At 65.0% G+C, this 24,687-nt stretch carries 20 protein-coding genes; 11 read left to right on the forward strand and 9 right to left on the reverse strand.

Annotated elements, in window-relative coordinates:
* Nucleotides 1-900: transporter substrate-binding protein (locus tag ACXJMY_RS05805; protein WP_456618354.1), on the reverse strand; the 900-nt coding region annotated here is incomplete at its 3' end.
* Nucleotides 901-1,075: 175 nt separating this feature from the next.
* Here ACXJMY_RS05805 and ACXJMY_RS05810 point away from each other — a divergent pair.
* Together ACXJMY_RS05810 and ACXJMY_RS05815 are read left to right on the forward strand one after the other, a co-directional pair.
* Nucleotides 1,076-4,447, forward strand: coding sequence for a hybrid sensor histidine kinase/response regulator (locus ACXJMY_RS05810; RefSeq protein ID WP_456618355.1), 3,372 nt, complete (start codon nucleotides 1,076-1,078; stop codon nucleotides 4,445-4,447).
* Nucleotides 4,431-5,360 carry a response regulator gene (locus tag ACXJMY_RS05815; RefSeq protein WP_456618356.1) on the forward strand — a complete coding sequence of 310 codons (930 nt, stop codon included), beginning with the start codon at nucleotides 4,431-4,433 and terminating at the stop codon, nucleotides 5,358-5,360. The genes ACXJMY_RS05810 and ACXJMY_RS05815 overlap by 17 nt, the downstream gene beginning before the upstream one ends.
* 100 nt (nucleotides 5,361-5,460) lie before the next feature.
* Here ACXJMY_RS05815 and ACXJMY_RS05820 read toward each other — a convergent pair whose 3' ends face one another.
* Both ACXJMY_RS05820 and ACXJMY_RS05825 read right to left on the reverse strand, forming a co-directional pair.
* Nucleotides 5,461-6,963: a flavin-containing monooxygenase gene (locus ACXJMY_RS05820; protein WP_456618357.1), complete on the reverse strand. Its 1,503-nt coding sequence runs from the start codon at nucleotides 6,961-6,963 to the stop codon at nucleotides 5,461-5,463.
* Nucleotides 6,964-7,088: 125 nt separating this feature from the next.
* Nucleotides 7,089-7,847 (reverse strand): S1 family peptidase, encoded by a 759-nt coding sequence (locus ACXJMY_RS05825; RefSeq protein WP_456618358.1) that lies wholly within the window; start codon nucleotides 7,845-7,847, stop codon nucleotides 7,089-7,091.
* A 110-nt stretch (nucleotides 7,848-7,957) separates the two neighbouring features.
* Between ACXJMY_RS05825 and ACXJMY_RS05830 the strand changes: the two genes are divergently transcribed.
* Nucleotides 7,958-8,593 carry an HAD-IA family hydrolase gene (locus ACXJMY_RS05830; RefSeq protein ID WP_456618359.1) on the forward strand — a complete coding sequence of 212 codons (636 nt, stop codon included), beginning with the start codon at nucleotides 7,958-7,960 and terminating at the stop codon, nucleotides 8,591-8,593.
* A 127-nt stretch (nucleotides 8,594-8,720) separates the two neighbouring features.
* Here ACXJMY_RS05830 and mtnA read toward each other — a convergent pair whose 3' ends face one another.
* The 3 genes from mtnA to ACXJMY_RS05845 all read right to left on the reverse strand — a co-directional run bounded on the left by mtnA (nucleotide 8,721) and on the right by ACXJMY_RS05845 (nucleotide 11,265).
* Nucleotides 8,721-9,830, reverse strand: a complete 1,110-nt coding sequence (gene mtnA / locus ACXJMY_RS05835) for an S-methyl-5-thioribose-1-phosphate isomerase (RefSeq protein WP_456618360.1) — start codon at nucleotides 9,828-9,830, stop codon at nucleotides 8,721-8,723.
* 18 nt (nucleotides 9,831-9,848) lie between these two features.
* The gene (locus ACXJMY_RS05840) at nucleotides 9,849-10,724 is read right to left on the reverse strand and encodes an S-methyl-5'-thioadenosine phosphorylase (protein ID WP_456618361.1); all 876 of its coding nucleotides are present in this window, start codon (nucleotides 10,722-10,724) and stop codon (nucleotides 9,849-9,851) included.
* A gap of 268 nt (nucleotides 10,725-10,992) precedes the next feature.
* Nucleotides 10,993-11,265 carry a phosphopantetheine-binding protein gene (locus ACXJMY_RS05845; protein WP_456618362.1) on the reverse strand — a complete coding sequence of 91 codons (273 nt, stop codon included), beginning with the start codon at nucleotides 11,263-11,265 and terminating at the stop codon, nucleotides 10,993-10,995.
* Between the two features lie 358 nt (nucleotides 11,266-11,623).
* Here ACXJMY_RS05845 and ACXJMY_RS05850 point away from each other — a divergent pair, with 358 nt between their 5' ends.
* The 7 genes from ACXJMY_RS05850 (at nucleotide 11,624) to ACXJMY_RS05880 (ending at nucleotide 21,352) form a co-directional block, all read left to right on the forward strand.
* Nucleotides 11,624-12,838 (forward strand): acyl-CoA dehydrogenase family protein, encoded by a 1,215-nt coding sequence (locus ACXJMY_RS05850; RefSeq protein ID WP_456618363.1) that lies wholly within the window; start codon nucleotides 11,624-11,626, stop codon nucleotides 12,836-12,838.
* Between the two features lie 99 nt (nucleotides 12,839-12,937).
* The gene (locus ACXJMY_RS05855; protein ID WP_456618364.1) at nucleotides 12,938-13,918 is read left to right on the forward strand and encodes an amino acid--[acyl-carrier-protein] ligase; all 981 of its coding nucleotides are present in this window, start codon (nucleotides 12,938-12,940) and stop codon (nucleotides 13,916-13,918) included.
* 95 nt (nucleotides 13,919-14,013) lie between these two features.
* A complete protein-coding gene (locus ACXJMY_RS05860; RefSeq protein ID WP_456618365.1) occupies nucleotides 14,014-14,889 on the forward strand; it encodes an acyl-CoA acyltransferase in 876 nt (291 codons plus the stop codon).
* Nucleotides 14,890-15,144: 255 nt separating this feature from the next.
* Entirely contained in the window at nucleotides 15,145-18,012 is a 2,868-nt protein-coding gene (locus ACXJMY_RS05865) for a PAS-domain containing protein (RefSeq protein WP_456618366.1), read from the forward strand.
* Nucleotides 18,013-18,224: 212 nt separating this feature from the next.
* Nucleotides 18,225-19,202 carry a tripartite tricarboxylate transporter substrate binding protein gene (locus ACXJMY_RS05870; protein WP_456618367.1) on the forward strand — a complete coding sequence of 326 codons (978 nt, stop codon included), beginning with the start codon at nucleotides 18,225-18,227 and terminating at the stop codon, nucleotides 19,200-19,202.
* 151 nt (nucleotides 19,203-19,353) lie between these two features.
* Entirely contained in the window at nucleotides 19,354-19,839 is a 486-nt protein-coding gene (locus ACXJMY_RS05875; protein ID WP_456618368.1) for a tripartite tricarboxylate transporter TctB family protein, read from the forward strand.
* Between the two features lie 4 nt (nucleotides 19,840-19,843).
* On the forward strand, nucleotides 19,844-21,352 hold the full coding sequence (locus ACXJMY_RS05880; RefSeq protein WP_456618369.1) for a tripartite tricarboxylate transporter permease: 1,509 nt from the start codon (nucleotides 19,844-19,846) through the stop codon (nucleotides 21,350-21,352).
* Nucleotides 21,353-21,454: 102 nt separating this feature from the next.
* On the opposite strand, the gene ACXJMY_RS05885 is transcribed toward ACXJMY_RS05880, so the two are convergent.
* Nucleotides 21,455-23,149 (reverse strand): EAL domain-containing protein, encoded by a 1,695-nt coding sequence (locus ACXJMY_RS05885; protein WP_456618370.1) that lies wholly within the window; start codon nucleotides 23,147-23,149, stop codon nucleotides 21,455-21,457.
* A gap of 218 nt (nucleotides 23,150-23,367) precedes the next feature.
* Here ACXJMY_RS05885 and ACXJMY_RS05890 point away from each other — a divergent pair, with 218 nt between their 5' ends.
* Nucleotides 23,368-23,631, forward strand: a complete 264-nt coding sequence (locus ACXJMY_RS05890; RefSeq protein WP_456618371.1) for a hypothetical protein — start codon at nucleotides 23,368-23,370, stop codon at nucleotides 23,629-23,631.
* Between the two features lie 6 nt (nucleotides 23,632-23,637).
* On the opposite strand, the gene ACXJMY_RS05895 is transcribed toward ACXJMY_RS05890, so the two are convergent.
* Both ACXJMY_RS05895 and rpmF read right to left on the reverse strand, forming a co-directional pair.
* A complete protein-coding gene (locus tag ACXJMY_RS05895; protein WP_456618372.1) occupies nucleotides 23,638-24,285 on the reverse strand; it encodes a hypothetical protein in 648 nt (215 codons plus the stop codon).
* Between the two features lie 142 nt (nucleotides 24,286-24,427).
* Nucleotides 24,428-24,610 (reverse strand): 50S ribosomal protein L32, encoded by a 183-nt coding sequence (gene rpmF, locus ACXJMY_RS05900; RefSeq protein WP_007598106.1) that lies wholly within the window; start codon nucleotides 24,608-24,610, stop codon nucleotides 24,428-24,430.
* Between the last annotated feature and the right edge of the window lie 77 nt (nucleotides 24,611-24,687).

Below are 24,687 nucleotides of genomic sequence, written 5' to 3' on the forward strand. Positions count from 1 at the left end.
GGCATAGGCGCCCGCGATGTTCTCGCCGCCGATGCCGTCGATTTCGTCTTCGGTCACCGAGATCGTCAGCAGCGGCTGCTTGGAGAGGTCGATGCCGGCGGCCTTGAGCTGCTTGTAGAATGCGACGTTGGAGCCGCCGACGACGTCGGTGAAGATCACGTCGGGCTTGGTCAGCTTGATCTTGTTGATGACCGAGTTGAACTGGGTGTTGCCGAGCGGATAATATTCCTCGCCGACGACCTTGCCCTTCAGCACGTTCTCGACGTGCTTGCGCGCGATCTTGTTCGAGGTGCGCGGCCAGATGTAGTCGGACCCGATGAAGAAGAACGACTTCGCGCCCTTTTCCTTGGCGATCCAGTTCAGGCCGGCGAGAATCTGCTGGGTCGCCTCCTGGCCGGTGTAGATCACGTTCTTGGACTGCTCGAGGCCTTCGTAGAAGGTCGGGTAATAGAGCATGCCGTTATACTGCTCCATGACCGGCAGCACCGCCTTGCGCGAGGCCGAGGTCCAGCAGCCCATGATCGCCGCGACCTTGTCGTTGACCAGCAGCTTCTTGGCCTTTTCCGCGAAGGTCGGCCAGTCGCTGGCGCCGTCTTCCTGGATGAACTTGATCTTGCGCCCGAGCACGCCGCCCATGGCGTTGATCTGCTCGATGGCGAGCTTTTCGGCTTCGATCGAGCCGGTCTCGGAGATCGCCATGGTGCCGGTTGCCGAATGCAGGATGCCGACCGTCACCTCGGTGTCGGTGACCGCGAGACCCGTCGTATTGACCGCCGAGGTCGCCGGGGCCTGCGCAAAAGACGCCCGCGGCAGCATCGTGATGGCCGGCACAGCCGCCATTCCCATCAATAGTTTGCGCCGGAGCGGCGACAATAGGCCCTTGTTTGCTTCGTCTGACATGAGCACCCCACTTTTGTTCGAGGACACGCGATTGGTCCGTGAGGATGGCTCGAATTTGTGCAGCGCAAGCATACGCAAGATCGCGTATACTGCACCGCAAAATACCGACGTAGGCTTTTGGTACGGGATTTGCGAGTTCACGAGAGGTTTCGGACGTCTTCGGGAGTGGGGTTAAGTGGCAGGGCGGCAGCGAATAGACCGCGTCAGGCGCCAATATAATCAATGGGTCGCCAACCAGACGCTGGAAGACTACGCGCTGCGCTTCACCGCCAAGAGCGCGCGCCGCTGGTCCGCCGCCCGCGTCGCCAACACCGCGATCGGCGCGATCTCGTTCCTGGTTCTCGAAGCAATCGGCGGCACCATCACCCTCAATTACGGCGTCACCAACGCCGCCGCCGCGATTCTCGTCGTCTCCACCATCATCTTCTGCTGCGGTGTCCCGATTGCCTATTATGCCGCCAAATGCGGCATCGACATTGACCTGCTCACCCGCGGTGCCGGCTTCGGCTATATCGGCTCGACCGTCACCTCGCTGATCTACGCCTCCTTCACCTTCATCTTCTTCGCGGTCGAGGCGGTGATCCTGGCGACCGCGCTGGAGATGTGCCTGGGGATTCCGCGCCCGATCGGCTACCTCATCAGCGCGGTCGCAATCATCCCGCTCGTCACCTACGGCATCACGCTGATCAGCCGCTTTCAGCTCTGGACGCAGCCGCTGTGGGTGGTTCTGCACATCCTGCCCTTCGCCGCGATCGCGTGGGCCAATCCTCACTCCTTCACGGAATGGCACAAATTCGCCGGCGAGCACGGCGACCTCGGCGGCCATTTCGATCTGCTGCTGTTCGGCGTCGCATCCTCCGTCGTGTTCTCGCTGGTGGCGCAGATCGGCGAGCAGGTCGACTTCCTGCGCTTTTTGCCGCGCGACCGCCGTACCTCCAGAACGTCGTGGTGGATTGCGCTGATGAGCGCAGGGCCAGGCTGGATCGTGCTCGGCGCGCTGAAACTTCTCGCCGGCTCGTTCCTCGCCTTCTTTGCGCTGAGCCACGGCGTGCCGCCGGAAGAGGCGGCCGAGCCCGCGCATATGTATCTCGTGGCATTTCGATACGTGCTGTCGGAGCCGGATCTCGCGCTGGCGTTAACCGGCTTCTTCGTGGTGCTGTCGCAGATCAAGATCAACGTCACCAACGCCTATGCCGGTTCGATCGCCTGGTCGAACTTTTTCTCACGCCTCACCCATAGCCATCCCGGACGCGTCGTCTGGCTGGTTTTCAACGTGATGGTGGCGCTGCTGCTGATGGAGATCGGCGTCTACAAGGCGCTGGAGCAGACGCTCGCGCTCTACTCCAACGTCGCGATCGCCTGGGTCGGTGCGCTCGTATCCGACCTCGTCGTCAACAAGCCGCTCGGCCTGCGTCCGCCGCATATGGAGTTCAAGCGCGCCCATCTCTACGACATCAACCCGGTCGGCGTCGGCGCGATGACGCTCGCGATCATCGTCTCGATCGCAGCGTTCTACGGCCTGTTCGGCCCGACCATGAAGGCGCTCGCCGCCTTCGTCGCGCTGACGGTCGCCTTCGTCACCGCACCCGTTATCGCATGGCTCACCGGCGGAAAATACTACATCGCGCGCAAGCCGAAGCGGAGCTGGGCCAATATCGAGGCGATCCAGTGCTGCATCTGCGAGCACAGTTTTGAACCCGAGGACATGACGTCCTGCCCGGCCTATGCCGGGCCGATCTGCTCGCTGTGCTGCTCGCTCGATGCGCGCTGCCACGACCTCTGCAAGCCGCATGCGCGCGCGCAGGTGCAATTTTCCGACGCGCTCAGCAGGATTTTGCCGCAGCCGATCTATCAGCGGATCAACTCGCAGCTCGGGCATTACATCGGCGTGTTCGTGGTCTCGGCCGGGCTCGTCGCGCTGGTGCTCGGGCTGATCTATCTGCAGACCTCGGCGAGCGTGCACGGCGAGAACATGCTGGTCTCCAACGTGCTCTGGAAGGTGTTCTTCTCGCTCAGCATCATCATCGGCGTGGTGGCCTGGCTGTTCGTGCTGGCGCAGCAGAGCCGCCGTGCCGCGGAAGCCGAAACCCGGCGGCAGACCACGCTCCTGATCCAGGAGATCGACGCCCACAAGCGCACCGACGCCGAGCTCCAGCGCGCCAAGGAGGTCGCCGAATCCGCCAACCTCGCCAAGAGCCGCTACGTCGTGGGCCTGAGCCACGAACTGCGCTCGCCGCTGAACGCGATCAGCGGCTATGCGCAGCTGCTGGAGCAGGACTCGACGCTGAACACCAAGCCGCGCGACCAGGTCCGCGTCGTCCGCCGCAGCGCCGACCATCTCTCCGGCCTGATCGACGGCATCCTGGATATTTCCAAGATCGAGGCGGGACGGCTGTATCTGTCGCGCGATGAGGTTCGCGTGAGCGAATTCCTCGACCAGCTGGTCGGCATGTTCCGCCTCCAGGCGGCCGCCAAGGGCATCGACTTCGTGTTCAGGCGGCCGGCAACGTTACCGACCGTGGTCTATGCCGACGAGAAGCGGCTGCGCCAGGTGCTGATCAACCTGCTCTCCAATGCGATCAAGTTCACCCAGAGCGGCAGCGTGCAGTTCGTGGTGCATTACCGCAGCCCGGTCGCCGAGTTCGAAGTGACCGACACCGGCCCCGGCATCCAGGGCGACGATCTCGAACGCATCTTTGCGCCCTTCGAGCGCGGCGCGCTCGGGGTCTCGCAGCCGCAGACCGGCACGGGACTGGGTCTCACCATCAGCCGGTTGCTCGCCGGCGTGATGGGCGGCGACATCAAGGTCACCAGCACCGTCGGCCGCGGCAGCACGTTCAAGGTGAAGATGCTGCTGTCGGAGGTCACCAATCCCAGGCGCACTGCGCCGGTGGAGGCGCCGATTTCCGGCTATCACGGCGCGCGCAAGACCATCCTCATCACCGACGACGACCCCGTGCATCGCGATCTCTTGCGCGAGGTGCTGACGCCGCTCGGCTTCATCCTGCTCAGCGCCGCCGACGGGCCGGGCTGCCTGGCGCTGGCGCAGCATTGCCGGCCCGATCTGTTCCTGCTCGATATCTCGATGGCGGGCATGGACGGCTGGACCGTGGCGGAACAGTTGCGCGCCAGCGGTCATCATCAGGCCCGCATCCTGATGGTGTCGGCGAGCGCGCTGGAGGCCCACGGCACGCCGCTGGCGCAGCCCTTCCACGACGGCTATCTGATGAAGCCGATCGACATCCCGCGGCTGCTGGAAGCGATCCGGCAGCTTCTCAAGATCGAATGGCAATACGGCTCCGACGAGATCGCCGTGCCGCTGTGGCAGCCGGAAACCGGCTCGCGGCCGCCGGTGCGGCACATCGAGGCGCTGATCGGGCTCGGCCGGATCGGCTACGTCAAGGGCATCCAATTGAAACTGGACGAAATCGGCAGCGAGCATCCGGAGCACGCCGACTTCGTCGCGCAGATGCGATCGCTGGTCGACCGCTTCGACCTCGACCAGTACATGGCCACATTGAAGACATTGCATGCGTATGAGCACTGAGCCGAAAAAGCGCGACGTTGCGCTGGTCGTCGACGACTCCCCGGAGACGCTGCGGCTGCTCACGGACGCGCTCGACGGTGCCGGCATGACGGTGATGGTGGCGCTCGACGGCGCGAGCGCGATGCGCATCGTCGACCAGATCACGCCCGACATCGTGCTGCTCGACGCCGTGATGCCCGGCATCGACGGGTTCGAGACCTGCCGCCGCCTGAAGCGCGACGCCGGCCTCGCCAATGTCCCCGTGATCTTCATGACCGGTCTCGCCGAGACCGAGCATATCGTACGCGGCCTGGAGGCCGGCGGTGTCGACTATGTCACGAAGCCGATCGTGATCGAGGAGATGCTGGCGCGCATTCGCGTCCATCTCGGCAATGCGCGGCTGACCCAGAGCGCGCGCGCCGCGCTCGATGTCTCCGGGCGCTTCCTGTTCGCGGTCAATCGCCAGGGCAACCTGCTCTGGGCGACGCCGCAGGCGCAGAAGCTGCTTGCCGACCATCAGGGCGCGCAGGCCGACGACGACTTCGTCCTGCCGCCCTCCCTGCTGCAATGGCTGGAGCAGGCGAAAGGCAAGGGCAGCTCGAAGTCGCAGGCGGCCTCGCTGCCCGACAATGCGCACCTCCGGCTCTATTACGTCGGCGAAACCGCGCCGAACGAGTTCCTGCTGCGGCTCTCCAAGGAGGCCGGCACGGCGCTGCCGCCCGAATTCACCAGCGAGCTCGGCCTCACCACCCGCGAAGGCGAGGTGCTGGCCTGGCTGTCAAAGGGCAAGACCAACCGCGACATCGCCCAGATTCTGGGATTGAGCCCGCGCACGGTCGACAAGCACCTGGAGCAGATCTACGCCAAGCTCGGCGTGGAGAACCGGACCGCAGCCGCCGCGATCGCCGCGAATGCGACAAGGCGGAATTCGTAGTCGTGCTGCGAATGAGTTGAGACGCTACCCGCCCAACAACCAGTGTCGCCCCGGCGCAGGCCGGGACGACAGCGGAGTGTGTGGTCGGCGCGAACGCGCCTCACCCATAAATAAACGCCCGATCGTCCAGATCCGTCTTTGGGATCTCGTCCTTTTCGGTCCAGTAGTCCTGGCTGTGCTGCCATTCCGGCTTGTCGCCGCGCCTGGGCAGCAGGTTCATGTTGCGCATCATGTAGCCGGGGTTGAAGTTTTCCGGATCGATCCAGGGCAGGATCGGCATGTTGTGGTCCTCGGGACGCAAGCTGACCTCGACCTTCTTTTTGCCCTTCGCCTTCATGTGGCCGAGCAGGCGGCAGACGAAATCGGCGACGAGGTCGACGCGCAGCGTCCAGCTGGCGCGGAAATAGCCGAACACCCAGACCATGTTCGGCACGCCCGTGAACATCATGCCGCGATAGGTGACGGTGTCGCCGAAGGCGAGCGGCTTGCCGTCGATCTCGAAGGCGATGTCGCCGAGTGCTGCGAGATTGAAGCCGGTCGCGGTGACGATGATGTCGGCCTCGAGCAGCTTGCCGGATTTGAGCCGGATGCCGCTCTCGACGAAGCATTCGATCTCGTCGGTGACGACGGAGGCCTTGCCGCTGGCGATGCCCTTGAACAGATCGGCATCGGGCACGAAGGCGATGCGCTGCCGCCACGGCCGGTAGGTCGGCGTGAAATGCGTCTCGACGTCGTAGTCAGGACCGAGGACCGCGCTGATCTGGCCGATCAGCTCCTTCTTCACCTGCTCGGGCTTGGAGATGCAGAGCTTCGTAAAGGCATCCTGCTCGAACAGGATCTTGCGGCGGACGATCTCGTGGATCCATTCCTCGTCAACCTGGAGCCTGCGCAACTCCTCGGCGATCTCGATGGCGTTGCGGCCGAGCCGGAAGTAGGTCGGCGAACGCTGGAGCATGGTGACATGCGCGCATGTGTCGGCGATGTTCGGCACCAGCGTCGCCGCGGTCGCACCCGAGCCGATCACCACCACTTTCTTGCCCGCGAGATCGATATCGTCCGGCCAGGTCTGCGGATGGACGATGCGGCCCTTGAAGCGGTCCATGCCCTTCCAATCCGGCGTGTAGCCTTCCGAATGGCGATAATAGCCCTGGCACATCCAGAGGAAATTGGCGGTGAAGGTTTTTGGCTCAGCGGTGTCGGTGGTGACCGCCTCGATGGTCCAGAGATTTCGCTCGCTCGACCAGCTCGCCGAATTGATCTTGTGCTTGTAGCGGATATGCCGGGCGATATCGTTCTCGTCGATCACCTCGTTCATGTAGGCGAGGATTTCCTCGGCGGTTGCGATCGGCGGCCCGACCCACGGCTTGAAGCTGTAGCCGAAAGTGTGGAGGTCGCTGTCCGAGCGAATTCCGGGATAGCGATGCGTCGTCCAGGTGCCGCCGAACGTCTCCTGCGTTTCCAGGATCACGTAGCTCGTGCCCGGCAGCTGCTTGGTGACGTGATAGGCGCTGCCGATGCCGGAGATGCCGGCGCCGACGATCAGCACGTCGAAATGCTCTGAAGCCTGGTTGGTCGTGGCGTGACTGCGAACAGCGACATTCATTGTTGCTTCTATGCCTTGCTTGTTTTTGTGGCCGCCCTTGACCGGACGACGCGTTTCCTCCGCGACGGGCATGGTTGCCCATCGCACTTCCACTGCAAAATGACACAGATCGAGCCGCGATCAAATCACAGTGCCGCACCCCAGCTCCGCGCCGTCTGCAAAATCCAGTCGCGGTAGAGCGTGAGCGGCGTGACCCCCGTCAATCCGCCGCAGCCGGCGGCGCCGTTCGGCCCGGTCGACCAGCTGATGACGCCGACCAGCACCGGACCATTCGGCCTGTCCTCGAACACCGGGCCACCGGAATCGCCGGTGCAGGCGCCGATTCCGTCGCGAACTCCGTTGGTTACGGGATCGACCAGACGAATCTGAAGCGTGCCGGGCTGACCCGTGGTGACCAGCGCGGCGACGCGCGTCGTGCCCCCGCTCTTGCCATCACCGCGCACGGTGACGCCGATACCGGCGATGACGAAACGGCTGCCGACCTGGATTGGAATATTCGGTGCGCCAACTGCGACCGTTGATTTTCCCTTCAGTGGAATTTCGAGTTGCAGCAATGCCACGTCGGCGGTGGCGCGATGCGCCTGCATCGCCTGCATGTTGAAGTTCGGATGGATCGCAACGGTGCGCACATTCAGCAGTTGCGGCTGACCGTCCGTGCCGCGATCGACGATCTTGTAGTCCGCACCGGGCTGGACGCAGTGGGCGACGGTGAGCACCAGCTTTGGCGCGATCAGGCTGCCGGTGCAGAAATTGCCACGCGAGCCGACGATGGTGACGACGGCGCGCGCGACACCATCGGCCTGCGGCGTGCCGCCGCCGACGATGGCGTGGGCTGGCGCAGTGAGCAGCAGCGCGGCTGCGACGAACTTTGCGGTCTTTTTCATTGGAACACATCTTCGCGGTCAAATCGGTGGTGGCCCGGCAAGGCTTCGGACTGGCCCTTGCCGGGACCCCATGCTAGCCGTCTTTACATAGAATTGACGAGGGTGGGAAATTGACGATCGAAGCAGTGATCTTTGATTTTGGCGGCGTGCTGACCAGCTCGCCGTTCGAGGCATTCGCGCGATTCGAGACCGAGCGCGGTCTGCCTGTCGACATCATCCGGCGCACCAACGCCGCCAATCACCTCGAAAATGCCTGGGCCAAGTTCGAGCGCGCCGAGGTCGACGTCGACACGTTCGACAAGCTGTTCGCGACCGAATCGCTCGCACTCGGCGCGGAAGTGCGCGGGCGCGACGTGCTGCCGCTGCTTCAGGGCGACCTGCGTCCCGAGATGGTCGAAGCCTTGAAGCGGATCAAGGCGCAATTCAAGACCGGCTGCATCACCAACAATCTGCCGGCCAACGCGATCGGCAGCCTGACCGGCCGCACGCTCTATGTCGCCGAGGTGATGGCGCTGTTCGACCACGTCATCGAATCCGCCAAGATCGGCCTGCGCAAGCCCGACCCGCGCATTTACCGGATGATGGTCGAGACGCTGAAGGTCGATCCGAAGCAATGCGTCTATCTCGACGACCTCGGCGTCAACCTGAAGCCGGCGCGCGAGATGGGTATGACCACGATCAAGGTGACAAGCGGCGCGCAGGCGATCGCCGAGCTCGAGGCAGCGACGGGGCTGAAGCTCCGCTAGAGCGTCATTCTCCGTCATTGCGAGGAGCGCAGCGACGAAGCAATCCAGAATCTCTCCGCGGTGGGACTCTGGATTGCTTCGCTGCGCTCGCAATGACGGTGTGGCGAGACATCGCCTGGCGAACTGGCTACTCCGCCGCGGCGGCAATACGCTCCGGAAACGCAGCCGCCAGTGAGGTGCGATCGGGCTTCAGCACGCCGCGCTCGGTGATGAGGCCGGTGACGAGACGGGCCGGCGTGACGTCGAAGGCGTAGTTCGCGACCGGCGAGCCCTCCGGCACGATGCGCACCGTCTCCAGCCTGCCGTCCGCGGTGCGGCCGGTCATGTCGGTGACCTCCGTGCCACTGCGCTGCTCGATCGGAATGTCGCGGATACCGTCATTGACAGCGAAATCGATCGTCGGCGACGGCAGCGCGACATAGAACGGCACGTTATTGTCGTGCGCGGCGAGCGCCTTGAGGTACGTGCCGATCTTGTTGCAGACGTCGCCATTGGCGGCGACGCGGTCGGTGCCGACGATGGCGAGATCGACCATGCCATGCTGCATCAGATGCCCGCCGGTGTTGTCGGGGATCACGGTGTGCGGCACGCCGTGATGGCCAAGCTCCCACGCGGTGAGCGAGGCACCCTGGTTGCGCGGCCGGGTCTCGTCGACCCAGACATGGATCTTGATGCCGCGCTCATGCGCCAGATAGATCGGCGCCGTCGCCGTGCCCCAGTCGACGGTGGCGAGCCAGCCGGCGTTGCAATGGGTCAGCACGTTGACCGCCTCGCCCGGCTTCTTCTTCGCGGCGATGGCCTCGATCAGCACCAGGCCGTTGCCGGCGATGCCGCGATTGATCTCGACGTCCTGCTCGACGATCTCGTCGGCGCGCGCGTAGGCCGCCTCCGCCCGTTCCAGCGGATCGATCGGCGCCAGCGTCGCGCGCATCTCGTCCAGCGCCCATTTCAGATTGATCGCGGTCGGCCGCGCCACGACCAGCGTCTCGTAGGCGCGCTTCAGGCCGGCATCGGAAGCGTCCTCGCGCATCGCGAGCGCCATGCCGTAGGCCGCGGTGGCGCCGATCAGCGGCGCGCCGCGCACCAGCATGTCGCGGATCGCGATGGCAGCGTCCTCGCACGTGGTCAGGCGTGCGACGACGAACTCATGCGGCAGCCTGCGCTGGTCGATGGCGCCGACCGACCAGCCATCGCGCTCGCGCCAGATGCTGCGAAAATGCTTGCCGTCGACTTTCATGGCGTTCTGCCTTTCGTATCACGCCCGCAGGATACGCCCCGCCACAGCGTCGAGCTTCTTCAGCAGCTCCGGATCGCGCGCCTCGGGCGCGGTGATCAGCGCGGTGTCGAGCGCGCGGTCCGAGCCGATCGGGCACGGCTCGTGCTCGCGCGGGAAATCCTTTGCCAGCCGCGCAACCAATGCCTTGGCCTTGTCGGCGTTCGAGGTCAGCACGCGGATGATGTCCTGCACGGTGACGGCGTCGTGATCGGGATGCCAGCAGTCGAAATCCGTCACCATCGCGACCGTGGCGTAGCAGATCTCCGCCTCGCGGGCGAGCTTTGCCTCGGGCATGTTGGTCATGCCGATCACGGAATAGCCAAGAGTCTTGTAGGTCATGCTCTCTGCGAGGGTCGAGAATTGAGGCCCCTCCATGCAGACATAGGTGCCGCCGCGCGCGATCGCGATACCCTCGGCTTCGGCCGCGGCCGCGAGATGGATGCGCAGCCGCGGCGAGACCGGATGCGCCATCGAGACATGCGCGACGCAGCCCCTGCCGAAGAACGAGCTCTCGCGCTTGTAGGTGCGGTCGACGAACTGGTCGACCAGGACGAAGGTGCCGGGCGGCATCTCCTCCTTGAAGGAACCGCAGGCCGAGAGCGAGATCAGGTCGGTGACGCCGGCGCGCTTCAAGACGTCGATATTGGCGCGGTAGTTGATATCGGAGGGCGACAGCCGGTGGCCCTTGTCATGCCGCGGCAGGAACACGATCGGCAACCCCGCGATGGTGCCAAGCCGCAGCGGCGCCGACGGCTCGCCCCAGGGACTCTTGATCACCTCTTCGTGCGCACCCTCGAGGCCCGGCAAATCGTAGATGCCGGAGCCGCCGATGATGCCCAATACCGCCTGCGTCATGCCTGCTCCACCCGTTCGCGCTATGCGACATGGTTAAGCTATGCCAGTTTTGCGGCGGTTTTGAAACGGGGGTGGTGGGGTGGATAGCGGTGCTGTGAGGAGCGCAGAGCGTCACCACACACTCAGTGTCGTCCCGGCGAAGGCCGGGACCCATAMCGCGCGATCTATCGATGGTGGATGGTCGTAGTCCCGAACGACCGGTCTTCGCCAAACTGCTCCCTGGGGTTATGGGTCCCGGCCTTCGCCGGGACGACGCCGGGGCGCTTAGCTAAGCCGCGGTCGCCGGCTGCAATTGCGTCGTCACCATCCGCTCCAGCGTCTCGACCGACTGGAAGTTCTCCGGCGTGATCTCGGACTGCGGGATGGTGAAATCGAACTCGGCCTCCACGCCCAGCATCAGATTGACCATGTCCATCGAGGTCAGGCCGACGTCGACGAGCTTCGCCTGTGGCGTGACATCAGCCGACAGCGAGTTCTGTTCGAGGATGCCCTTCACCAGCTTGATGATGCGATTGCGCAAATCGGTATCGAAGGCCTGCATCGGCAAATTCCCATCTGTCTATCAAGGTCGGACCGGATTGCCCGCTACGATGGGCAGGGACGGCCGATCCCGCAATGGGCGGCACCATTACTTCGCGTTTCTTAGTAAACGATGACTCAGATTGTCTAGAATTCATGCATCTACCAAATCGCTAATGCGATACCGGACGTTTCGGCGATGCCAACAACCCGACTTTAACTGTCCGTTCGGAATTGCGATTCGTTTACCCTCTATTTCATCGACGAATTTGAATTAAATCCGTAGCCTCATCTTACAACCAAAGATGGTCGGAGGATCGCATAAGCGGCATCGCGAATGGTGCCGGCGATCCTGAACGGCAAACTGGAGGCGGACGAGCATGAACGTGCGTGAAGCAGTCCTGACTGTCGACGAAACGCAAACGAGCTTTCTCGAGGGCCCCTCTTTGATCGAGCGCGCAGCCCGCACCGCCTCTGCTGCGGCGGCCGACGCAGACGTGGTCGATCGCGACGCCCGCTTCCCGCACAAGGCTTACGAGGTCGCGCGCGAGCAGAAGCTGCTCGGCGTCATGATCCCGGTCGAGTTCGGCGGCTTCGGTGCCTCGATCCATGACGTCACCGACATCTGCTACACGCTCGGACGCGCCTGCGCCTCCACGGCGATGATCTACGCGATGCACCAGACTAAGGTCGCCTGCGTCGTCAGGCACGGTCACGGCATTCCCTGGATGGAAACCATGATGCGCCGGGTCGCCCGCGACCAGTGGCTGCTCGCCTCCTCCACCACCGAAGGCCAGAATGGCGGCAACATCCGCGCCAGCGCCGCCGCCGTCGACCACGCCGGCGATACCGTCTCGCTGCTGCGTGACGCCACCGTGATCTCCTACGGCGCCGAGGCCGACGGCCTCGTCACCATCGCGCGCCGCGCCAACGAGGCCGCCGCCTCCGACCAGGTGCTGCTGGCGCTCGCCAAGGACGACTATTCGCTGAAGCGGACGCTGGGCTGGGAAACGCTCGGCATGCGCGGCACCTGCTCGACCGGATTCGAGCTCAAGGTCGACTGCCCCGCCGACCGCGTCTTCCCGGAATCCTACGACAAGATCCATGCCCAGACCATGACGCCGTTCGCGCATCTGTGCTGGTCATCCGTCTGGGCCGGCATCGCGGCCGCGGCCGTGACCCGGGCGCAAGCCTTCATCCGCAAGGCGGCCCGCTCCTCGGGCGGCCAGATGCCGCCGGCGGCCGCGCATTTCACCGCCGCGAAGATGTCATTGGCGAAACTGCGCGCGCTGATATCAGCCAATATCGACGCTTTCGCCCGCGCCGAGCATGACGAGCGCGCACTCGGCTCGCTCGACTTCCAGTCATCGATCACGCTGCTGAAGGTGCAGGCCTCCGAGCTCGCGGTCGAGACCGTGATGCATGCGATGCGCACGAACGGCCTCTCCGGCTACCGCAATGACGGCGAGTTCACCATGGGCCGCCACCTGCGCGACGTGCTGTCGTCGCCGATCATGATCAACAACGACCGCATTCTGGCCAATGCCGCGACCTCGACGCTGATGAGCGGCGTGCCGGCAAGCCTTCGGGACTAAAAGCCTTCGCGACTGAAGAGCCTTCGCTACTGACGTGCCTCAGCGACTGACGAGCCTTCTCGACCAACAAGAATAATTTCAGATAGCAGGACCTCGAACATGAACATTGCTGTTCTCCCCGATTCGCCCGAGACCGCGCCGCAAGCCATCGATCCGCTCGATCATCTCGCCGACTCGCTGTTCCACCGCATGGGTGCGGATGGCGTCTACGCCCGCACCGCGCTCTATGAAGGCATCGTCGAGCGGCTGGCCGCGCTGATCACCCGGCATCGCGAGGCCGGCACCGAAGTGATGCGCTTTCCGCCGGTGATGAGCCGCACCCAGCTCGAGAAATCCGGCTACCTGAAGAGCTTTCCGAACCTGCTCGGTTGCGTCTGCGGCCTGCACGGCACCGAGCGCGAGATCAACGCCGCGGTGAGCCGCTTCGATGCCGGCGGCGACTGGACCACCTCGCTGTCACCGGCCGATCTCGTGCTGTCGCCGGCGGCCTGCTATCCCGTCTATCCGATCGCGGCGAGCCGCGGACCTTTGCCGAAGGGCGGCCTGCGCTTCGACGTCGCCGCCGACTGCTTCCGCCGCGAGCCGTCGAAGCACCTCGACCGGCTGCAATCGTTCCGGATGCGTGAATATGTCTGCATCGGCAATCCCGACGACGTCGCCGATTTCCGCGAGCGCTGGATGGTGCGCGCGCAGGCCATCGCGACCGATCTCGGCCTGACCTTCCGCGTCGACTATGCCAGCGACCCCTTCTTCGGCCGCGTCGGCCAGATGAAGGCCGTGAGCCAGAAGCAGCAGCAGCTCAAGTTCGAGCTGCTGATCCCGCTGCGCTCGGAAGAACAGCCGACCGCCTGCATGAGCTTCAACTATCACCGCGAACATTTCGGCACGACCTGGGGCATCCAGGACGCCGATGGCGAGCCGGCCCACACCGGCTGCGTCGCCTTCGGCATGGACCGGCTCGCGGTGGCCATGTTCCACACCCACGGCACCGATCTCTCCGCCTGGCCCGCCAAGGTGCGGGACATTCTGGGCATGCAGCCGCAGCTCGCGGCCGATGCCCATGGCGAAGGCTGGCGCTAGAGCGTGATCCGGAAAAGTGTGAAGCGGGTTTCCGCCAAGATCATGCTCAAAAGATAAACTCCACGAGGCCGATCATTTCCACGGGTAAGACGAGCGTGATCCACACCAAGGTCCGATGCCGCGAGATTACCGAGTCCGATGTCGAAGCCATCGCGGACCTGCTGACGCGTGGCTTCGTCGGCCGCTCGCGCAACTACTGGATCCAGGGCCTGCGCCGGCAGGCCTTCCGGCCGGTGCCGGAGGGCTATCCGCGCTTCGGCTACATGCTCGACAATGACGGCGCCCCGGTCGGCGTGCTGCTGCTGATCTACACGACGCGGAAGGATGGCGAGGAGACCGCGATCCAGTGCAATTTGTCGAGCTGGTATGTCGATCCGGCCTACCGCAACTACGCGCCGCTGCTGACCAAGATCGCGCAACGGCACAAGGACGTGACCTATCTCAACATCAGCCCGGCGCCTTGGACCTGGCCGATCATCGAGACGCAGGGTTTTCGTGCCTATTGCCGCGGCATGTTCTTCTCGGTGCCGGCCCTGTCGCGCGCGCCGCGCTGGAGCAAGATCGAGGTCATCTCGCAGCATACCAAGCAGATCGAGGGCCTCTCCGAAGCCGAGACCGAACTGTTGACGCGGCACGCGCGCTACAATTGTTTGAGTCTGGTGTGCCGCACCCCGCAGGGCGCCTTCCCCTTCATCCTGCAACCGGTGCGCATCCGCCGCGGTTTCATCGCGCCGCCCGCGATGAAACTGATCTACTGCCGCAGCGCCGCCGAATACACCGCCTGCGCCGGCCGCATCGGCCGGCTGCTGCTGCGGCTCGGCAAGGTCGCAGTGATCGTCGATTCCAACGGCCCGATCCCGGGCCTCGTCGGCGTCTACACCGAGCGCCGCGGCCGCAAATATTTCAAGGGCCCGCACCGCCCGCGACTGGCTGATCTCACGGATACCGAGCTCGTGCTGTACGGGCCGTAGGAGGCGGGACGCGCGCGCCGCAAACTCGCTGTCGTCCCGGCGGAGGCCGGGACGACAGCGGGATTTGTTGCACGCTCGTCACCAACTCTCGCTTGCAGCGACCCGCACATTCGCGCGCCCGGAATGCATCCTTCTGCACCGCCGGTCATCCTCCGTAAACTACGGCGCTTAAGGGATTTTTCCCGCCTGTTCGCTACCCTCGGCGACTGCATGACGTTGCATTAAGTCTATTGCCCGCGAGACCCCGCCGATCCGATGACGCCGTCCTCCGACCACGAGCTTGGTGCACGCCGCGAGCAGGGCCCGGAGGCCCTGGTCGCGCTGAGCCAGCTTGCGCTCGACCATATGGAGCAGGGCGTCTGCGTCTACGATGCCGACAACCGGATCTTGCTGGTCAATCAGCGCTATCTCGCGCTGTTCAACATGTCGGCCGAGATCGTGCGGGTCGGCACCAGCTATCGCGACGTGCTCACCCACAGCGCATCGCTCGGCAACTTCCCGGTGAGCGAGCTCGACGCGCTCTACACCACGCGGGTGAAGCAGATCGCGGCCGGCGTGCCGTTCCGTACCGAACAACGGCTTGCAACCGGTCTCGTCATGGCGCTAGAGCTGAAGCCGCTCCCCGGCGGCGGCTGGATGACGATCTGCGACGACGTCAGCCGCCTGGCGCGACTCGAGGCGGAATTGCGCCTCCAGACCGAGCGCAGCCAGCATGCGCTCTCCAACATGTCGCACGGCCTCATCATGTACGACGCCGACAGCCGCGTCGTCGTCTGCAACGAGCGGTTCCTGCGCCTCTACGATCTCGACGCCGAGATCGTGAAGCCGGGCGTCACGCACTGTACGGTAATCGACCACTGGATGTCGCGCGGCAACCTGCCGGGCATGTCGGGTGACGAGTTCCACGACACCAGGCTGGAGGACGTGCGCGGCAGGAAGGCGAAAACGCTGCTGGTGATGCGCTACGACGGGCGGATGGTGCAGGCCGTGTCCCGCTTCCTGCCCGACGGCGGCTGGGTGACGGTGCACGAGGACGTCACCGAGCGGCTGCAATACGAGGAGACCCTGAGGCAGCAGAACTTCATTCTCGATGCGGCGCTGGAGAACATGGCGCACGGGCTCGCGTTCTACGACAGCGACATGCGCCTTCGCGTCTGCAACACCACCTACCGGAAGATCTACCTGCTGTCGCCGGAGGAGACCAGGCCCGGCACGCATCTCGGCGAGCTGATCGAGCGGTCGATGGCGAACGGCGCGTTCGTTTCGGAATACAGTCCGCAACAACTCCTGGACGCCGCAAGTGCAAGGATCGCGAACCGCGATTCGTCACCGATACGCCGGAGCATGTCGAACGGCACCGTGATCTCGGTACGCTACTGCGCGCTGCCCGAAGGCGGTTTCGTCGCCACCTACGAGGACATCAGCGAGCGCGAGCGCGCGGTCGAGGAGCTGAGCGAGCAATATCGCCGCTTCGACGCGGCGCTGAACAACATGAGCCAGGGCCTGTGCATGCTCGATTCGAGCCTGCGCGTGATCGTCTGCAACCGCCGCTACATCGAGATGTACGGCCTGTCGCCCGACATCGTGAAGCCCGGCATCTCGATGCGGGAGATCATGGAGCATAGCTGCTCCCTCGGCATTCACCCGAACACCACGGCGGCCAAGCTCTATGCCGACTATGTCGAGCGGCTGCGCGAGGGCGAGCACACCCTGCACCGCCATCTGGGCGACGGCCGCATCATCAAGCTCAATCACAAGCGGATGGCGCACGGCGGCTGGGTCGTCACCTATGAGGACGTCACCGAGCGCCACAAGGCCCAGGCCCGCGTCGCGCACATGGCGCGGCACGATTCGCTCACCGAGCTGCCCAACCGTACCCTGTTCCGCGAGAAGATGAGCGAGGGGCTCAACCAGGTCGCGATCGCCGGCGGCGCGATGGCCGTGCTGTGCTTCGACCTCGACAATTTCAAGACCGTCAACGACAGGCTCGGACACGCCGCCGGCGACCGGCTGCTGCGCTGGGTCGCGGCGCGGCTGAAGGAGAATGTCGGCGAGCACGACACGGTCGCACGCCTCGGCGGCGACGAGTTCGCCGTTCTCCAGCGCGGCCCGCAGCCGCAATCGGCCGAGCGGCTGGCGCGCCGCCTGGTCGAGATCATCGGCCGTCCGCCGCCGCTGGAAAGCCAGTCGATCCATATCGGCGTCTCCGTCGGCATCGCGATCGCGCCCGACCACGGGCTCGATGCCGACGAGCTGATGAAATGCGCCGACCTCGCGCTGTACCAGGCCAAGGCCAAGGGCCGCGGCGCCTATCAGCTGTTCGAACCCGAGATGGAAGAAGAGGCACGCAGCCGGCACGCGCTGGAGCACGATCTACGCGGCGCGCTGGAGGCCAACGAATTCCATCTGGCGTTCCAGCCGCAGATGCGGCTCGACACCTCCGAGCTCACCGGCTTCGAGGCGCTGTTGCGCTGGAAGCACCCGTCGCGCGGCATGGTCTCGCCGGCCGAGTTCATTCCGATCGCGGAGGAGACGGGCCTGATCGTTCCGCTCGGCGAATGGGTGCTGCGTACGGCCTGCGCGAGTGCTGCGTCCTGGCCTGACCTCACCGTCGCCGTCAATCTGTCACCTGTGCAGTTTCGCTCGCGCGGGCTGGTCGCGATGGTCACCAGCGCGCTCGCCGAGGCCCGCCTGCCGCCGCAGCGGCTCGAGCTCGAGGTTACCGAGACGGCGCTGCTCGACGACAGCGAGGCGACGATCGGGATCCTGCATCAGCTCCGTTCGCTCGGGGTGCGCGTCAGCCTCGACGATTTCGGCGTCGGCTATTCCTCGCTCAGCTATTTGCGCAAGTTTCCGTTCGACCGCATCAAGATCGACCGTTCCTTCGTCGGTACGCTCGGCGAAAGCCCTGAGAGCATCGCCATCGTCCGCACCATCGCGAGCCTCGGCTCGGTGCTGGGCGTCGAGACCACGGCGGAAGGCGTCGAGACGGTGGAGCAGCTCGACTTCGTCCGCGAATGCGGCTGCACCGCGGTGCAGGGCTATTATTTCGGCAGGCCGTGTCCGGCGGCCGAGGTCGGCCACGCGATCGAGCGGCTCAGCGCGGTCCGGCGGGTGGCGTAACAGCCTCACCCCCCGCACCGCCAAATTCCGCGTCTCGGCACGCCTCCACACGACCAATTGTCGCATAGGCCGCATCCGGCGGAATTGCCGCCGCTGCCGCCACACGCGGTACGCGCAACGCGCTTTTCTTCTCTCGCGATTTCGGGGACAATCCCGTCATAACAATGAGAAACGGCGGCCCGCATGAGGCCGCTGCGAGGGAGGAGTGTTCGATGTCGCGATGCGGGCTGACGACGATCGCGTTTGCCGCCATGCATGCTGCCCTGGGCGTGTCGTTCTCGACCACGGCCGGCGCGCAGGACTATCCCAGCAAGCCGGTCACGCTGATCGTGCCATGGCCGGCCGGCGGTTCGACCGACATCTCGATGCGCGCGATCGCCGACAGCGCCTCGAAGGTGCTGGGCCAGCCGATCGTGATCGACAACAAGGCCGGCGGCGGCGGCACGGTGGGGCCGGCGACCATGGCAGCGGCGGCGAAGCCGGACGGCTACACCATCTCGCAGATCCCGATCACCGTGTTCCGCCTGCCCCTGATGCAGGAGGTGTCGTGGGATCCGGCGAAGGACTTCACCTATATCGTGCACCTCACCGGCTATACGTTCGGCGTGACCACCAGCGCGGAGTCGCAATTCAAGTCCTGGAAGGACGTCGTCGAGTTCGCGAAGGCGAATCCGGGCAAGGTGACCTACGCGACGCCGGGCACCGGCACCTCGCTGCACATCGGCATGGAGCAGATCGCCGCGCTGTCCGGCATCAAGCTCACGCAGGTGCCGTTCAAGGGCGGCGCGGAAACCAACGCCGCGGTGCTGGGACAGCACACCATGCTCCAGGCAGATTCCACGGGATGGCGGCCGCTGGTCGATGCCGGCAAGCTGCGGCTGCTGATGGTCTGGACCGGGGCGCGCTCGCCGAACTATCCTGACGTGCCGACGCTGAAGGAGCTCGGCTATCCCATGGTCTACGACTCCCCGTTCGGTATCGCAGGTCCCAAGGGCATGGATCCCAAGATCGTCGCCAAGCTGCACGACGCCTTCAAGAAGGCGGTCGAGGACCCCGCGGTGATCGCGACGCTCGCCAAGTACGACATGGTGCCGAACTACAAGAACACCGAGGACTACAAGAAGTTCGCGGTCGAGGTCACGGAGTCCGAACGCAAGGTGATCGACACGCTCGGGCTGGCGAAGAAGTAAGGACTGTGGACCCCACAAGTGAACGCGTCATCCTGAGGTGCGAGCCGCGCTTGCGGCTCGCCTCGAAGGATGGATCGGGGCACCGCCGCCCTTCGAGGGCCGCTGAAGAAGYGGCCACCTCAGGGTGACGGTGATCTAAAAGGCGCCTCATATGAACAACGACAGCAACGTCAAGCTCGGCCTCTCCAACTCCGAACTCTGGGGCGGATTGATCGGCCTTGCGCTCGGCGGCTTCGTGACCTGGCAGGGGCTGAAGCTCAAGCTCGGCACCATCAACGATCCCGGCTCCGGCTACGTGCTGTTCTACACCGGCATCCTGATGTGCGTGTTCGCGGCCGCCATCATCGTCTCGGCGATCACCGAGGGCGGGCCGACGCTGGCCTCGCGCTGGGAGAATACGCGCTGGACCAAGCCACTCCTGCTGATCGCCTGTCTCACGGCATTCTCCTTCGCGCTGGAGCCGCTCGGTTTCCTGCTGTCGGCGATCCCGCTGATGCTTGTGCTCTTGCGCGTGATCGACCCCGTGCGCTGGACGCTGGCGATCCCGATTGCCGTGCTGGTGCCATCAGGCATGTGGTGGGTGCTCAAGCGCCTCCTGCTGATCCAACTGCCTTCGGGCCTGTTCGAGATCGGCTGACCGCATGGATACGCTCGTCAACGTCGCGCATGGGTTTGGCGTCGCGCTGCTGCCGATCAACCTGCTCTACTGCTTCATCGGCGTTTTCATCGGTACGCTGGTGGGCGTGCTGCCCGGCATCGGGCCGATCTCGGCGATGTCGCTGCTGCTTCCGGTGACGCTGTCGGGCACACCGGAATCCGGCATCATCATGATGGCCGGCATCTATTACGGCTCGATGTATGGCGGCTCGACCACCTCGATCCTGGTCAACATTCCCGGCGAAGCGGCCTCCGTCGTGACCTGCATCGACGGTCACCAGATGGCGAAACAGGGCCGCGCCGGCCCCGCGCTCGGCATCTCCGCGTTCGGCTCCTTCATCGCCGGCACGTTTGCGCTGGTCGCCTTGATGCTGGTGGCGCCAAAGCTCGCCAGCATCGCGATCGCGTTCGGCCCGGCCGAATATTTCAGCCTGATGGTGCTCGGGCTGGTCGTGCTCACCTTCCTGACGCAAGGCTCGATGCCAAAGGCGCTGCTGATGGCGTGCATCGGCGTGGTGCTCGGCCTGATCGGGCTCGACAGCATCACGGCGCAGCCGCGGCTGACATTCGGCCGCATGGAGCTGATCGACGGCATCGGGCTCGTGCCCGTGGTGATGGGCCTGTTCGGCGTCGCCGAGGTGCTGCTCAACACCGAGCAGGCCATCAAGCGCGACATCATCAACGCGAAGATCACGCAGCTCTTGCCCAACAAGGCGGACTGGCAGGCGAGCGCCGGTCCGGTCGCGCGCGGCACGCTGCTCGGCTTCCTGCTTGGCATCCTGCCGGGCGGCGGCGCGGTGGTGGCCTCGTTTGCGTCCTATGCACTGGAGAAGCGGCTGTCGAAGACACCGGAGCGTTTTGGTCACGGCGCGATCGAGGGCGTCGCGGGACCGGAATCCGCCAACAATGCGGCGGCGGGCGGCGCATTCATTCCGCTGATGACGCTCGGCATCCCGCCGAACGTGGTGATGGCGCTGCTGCTCGGCGCCTTCGTCATCCACGGCCTGCAACCGGGGCCGCTTCTGATCACGCAAAACCCCGGCCTGTTCTGGGGCATCGTCGCCAGCATGTATATCGGCAACGTCATGCTGCTGATCCTCAATTTGCCGATGATCGGCATGTGGGTGCAGCTGCTGAAGCTGCCCTACAACATCCTGTTCCCCCTGATCATCCTGTTCACGATCCTGGGCGTTTATTGTTCGAGCAACAACGTGTTCGACGTCTATGTGATGATCGCGTTCGGGATCATCGGCTATTTCATGCGCAAGCTCGGCTTCGAGCCGGCGCCGCTGGTGCTGGCCTTCGTGCTGGGGCCAATGATGGAGAACAATCTGCGCAAGTCGCTGATCCTGTCGCAGGGCGATCTCTGGACCTTCGTGCAACGGCCGATCTCGGCGGCCTGCCTTGCGCTCGCAATCGTGCTCCTGATCGCGCCGTTGTTGCCCGCACTGCGCAAGAAGCGCGAGCTGGTGGCGCTGGATGAGGGGGCGTGAAGGCTTCGTAGGGTGGGTTAGCGAAGCGTAACCCACCACTTCTGCCTCCGCGGATATGAACAGTGGTGGGTTACGCCTTCGGCTAACCCACCCTACAATTTGTCAGCCCGCCGCGGGCAGCGCGCTGTCCGGCGGTGCGCACCATGGGCGCTCGGCCGAGGCCAGCCCGATCAGGCGGCCCTGGATGTAGTCGCAGCCCCAGTCGCGCAGCATGTGAGCCGCCTCTTCGTCCTGCACCCATTCGGCGACCGTCTCGATGTCGAGGCGGCGGGCGAGGTCGATCAGGGTGTGCACGAAGGCGCGGTCGTCGGCGGAGCGGGTGATGTTCTGCACGAAGGCGCCGTCGATCTTGACGATGTCGACGCCGAGCTTGCGCAAATTGCGGAACGAGGTGTAGCCGGCGCCGAAATCGTCGATGGCGATGCGGCTGCCGAAATTCTTCAGCCGCGTGACGAAGCCGCGGACGTCGTCGATGTCCTGGATCGCGACCGTCTCGGTGATCTCCACGATCAGCCGCTCGGCAACGCCGGGATGGGCGCGCATGAGCGATTCGATTCCCGCCCACCAGTCCGGATCCATGGTGGTGTCGGGCGAGATGTTGAGGCTGAGCCGGATCTCCGGCGCAGCCGCGAGCTCGGCGACCACGAGCTCGAGCACGCGATGATCGACCAGGCGAATGAGGCCGAGCCGCTCGGCGACCGGCACGATGTCGGGCGCAAGCAGCACCTGGCCGTCGCCCTGATCCATCCGCACCAGGCATTCATGGAACGCGCCCTCGCGCGAGGCCGCCGACACCACCGGCTCATAGGCGAGCTTGATGCGGCGCTCGTTCAGCGCGGTGACGATCTCGTCGGTGACGCGGATGTTGACGCGGCGCTGCGCATCGCGCGTGGCATCCGGACGCCAGGCCGCAAACGAGCCAGAGCGGCGGCGCTTGGCGGCGTCCAGCGTTTCATGGGCGCGGTTGACCGCCTCGTCCGTGTTGCGGGCATAGCGCGGCAGGCTGACCGCGCCGATCGAGGCGGTGACCGACACCGGGCCGGATCGGGTCGGCACCACCTCGTCGCGAATGCCGGCGAGAAAGCGCTCGGCGGCGACGTTCATGTCGTCGACGGTGCAGTTCTTCAGGATCAGGCCGAACTTGTTGCCGGAGAAGCGGCCCAGCACGTCGCCGCCGCGCAGCCGCGCGCGGATGCGTTTTGCCACGTCGAGGATCACGGCGTCGGCGACATCGAAACCGAAGGCGTCGTTGACGCGCGCGAGATGGTCGATGCCGACCAGCATGAAGGCTGCGGTCGAGCGGAAGCGGGCCGTCTCCTCGATCGCCTCGGCCAGCGCCGCGATCAAATGGGAGCGGTTGAGCTCGCCGGTCAGGGGATCGAGCCGGGCGAGCCTTGTCAGCTCCTCGTCGCGGGCGTGGCGCTCGTTGTTGATGCGGACGGAGCCGATCGCCCGCACCGGGCGGCCGTCGGGACCGGCGAACCAGCGGCCGGTCTCCTCGATCCAGATCATGGGATCGGAGGCGCTCATGCGCACGCCGTACTCGACCCGATAGGGCGTGCCGTCGGCGCCGTGCACGGCGGAGGTCTGGGCCAGCGCGGCCGACCGCAGCGATTGCACGGGCTCGATCAGCTTGGCGAATTCGGCGCCGGTCGCAAGCCGCTCGGCGGGGATGCCGGGGAAGACACTTGCGACCTGCTCACCCCAGACGATGGCGTCGTTGGCGATATCCCAGGCGAACACGGCCTGTCCGAGGGCGGCCAGAATGTCGGAGGCTTGCGGCAATGCGGGGGTCAAAATCGCCTCGATTCGGGACAGCAGGAAGTCCTGAGCCGGCACAAGATAGAGCCAGATTCGGCTCCGACCCTAGGCAAAGTTCATAAACAATTTGGAAACCATGTGCCGAAGCAACCCGGAACCAATTCGGCCCGCCCGGCATAAGCCTTGCGAGACCATCACCAGGCCCAGGCGTTTCGTCCCGAAACGCGACAGTTGGCCGGGCTGACGGTGTTGCGATGGGTAGGACCGATCGATCGGAAGAGGCGGAGCGGGAGACGAGCACCGCAGTGGTGGTGCTGACCCCGACGCTGGAATGGGTGCACAGGATGGTCCCGCTGCCGCGCCCCGATCCGAGCTTCGTCACCCAGCTCATCGACAATGCCGAGCGCGTGTCTCAGGCCGGCCGGCTGCGCCCGGCTTCGTCCGCCGCCGCGCGGCTTGCCTATGGCGACAAGCATCCGCTGGGAAGCGTCAGCGCGCGCACCCGACAGGTGGCTTGAGGTCGATCAGCGCGGCGCGTCAGGCGAGGACGGCGTGCCGTTGCCGTTGCCCGGCTGCAAATGCGGCGAGGGGATTTCCGGCGAAGGCGGAATGCTCTGCACAGGCTTCGGCGCGGGGTGATCCATCAGCACGGATTCGGCGACCGATTGCGCCGAGGCTGCGGGCGGCACCGGTGCCGGCTGCGGCGCAGACACCGGCTCGAACTTGTGCCCGGAGACGACTTCGTCGGCCGGCGCCTCGGCCTGTCGCTTGGCCTTGCGCGGCGCCGTCTCGGCGACATAGGCGACGCGACGGCGCGTCCGCTGGGCGATGCCGCCGAGGAAATCGGCCATCGCGAGCAGCACCAGCAGGAAATAGGTGGAGTTGCCGAATTTGGGCCACATCACGAATTCGGCCGCCGCCGCGCCGAACACGATCAGCGACAGCAAATGATCCATCAGGAATTTCGAGCCGGGCCGCGCGCCCTTGACCACCTCGAGCAGCAGCAGCACGATGCCGAGCGCGAGCATCACGTCGGCGAGCGTCACCGGCCAGGTCTCGCCGGTGATCATCGGCACCTTGAACAGCACATCCGTGAAGGAGACGCTGGGCATCAGGAAGGCGATGATGTTGTAGACCGCAAGCGGAATCAGAAGCAGCGGGAAACCGACCATCGGCGAAATGCCTTCTCGATCAAGATGTCCGGGCAAGACAACGCGACGGCGAAGCATTCGCTCCGCCGCCGTCACCGTCATATCTCATGGGTTGGCCGAAATCAGGCAGGCGAAATGCTCCTGCCCGAGAAAGAATCCTGTCTCAGGACTCTTTCTTCTTCAGGACCTGACGGCCCTTGTACATGCCGGTCTTGAGGTCGAGATGGTGCGGACGGCGGAGTTCGCCCGAGTCCTTGTCCTCGACATAGGTCGGCTTCTTGATGGCGTCTGCCGAGCGGCGCATGCCACGGCGCGACGGCGAGGTTTTTCTTCTCGGAACGGCCATTTCAATATCCTCTAGGGATTGGTGTTGTCCGGGCATCGTCCGCGGGACGGCTCAGCACCCGAAACGGGGCGAGCGAA

The organism is Bradyrhizobium sp. P5_C12, from assembly GCF_054049735.1.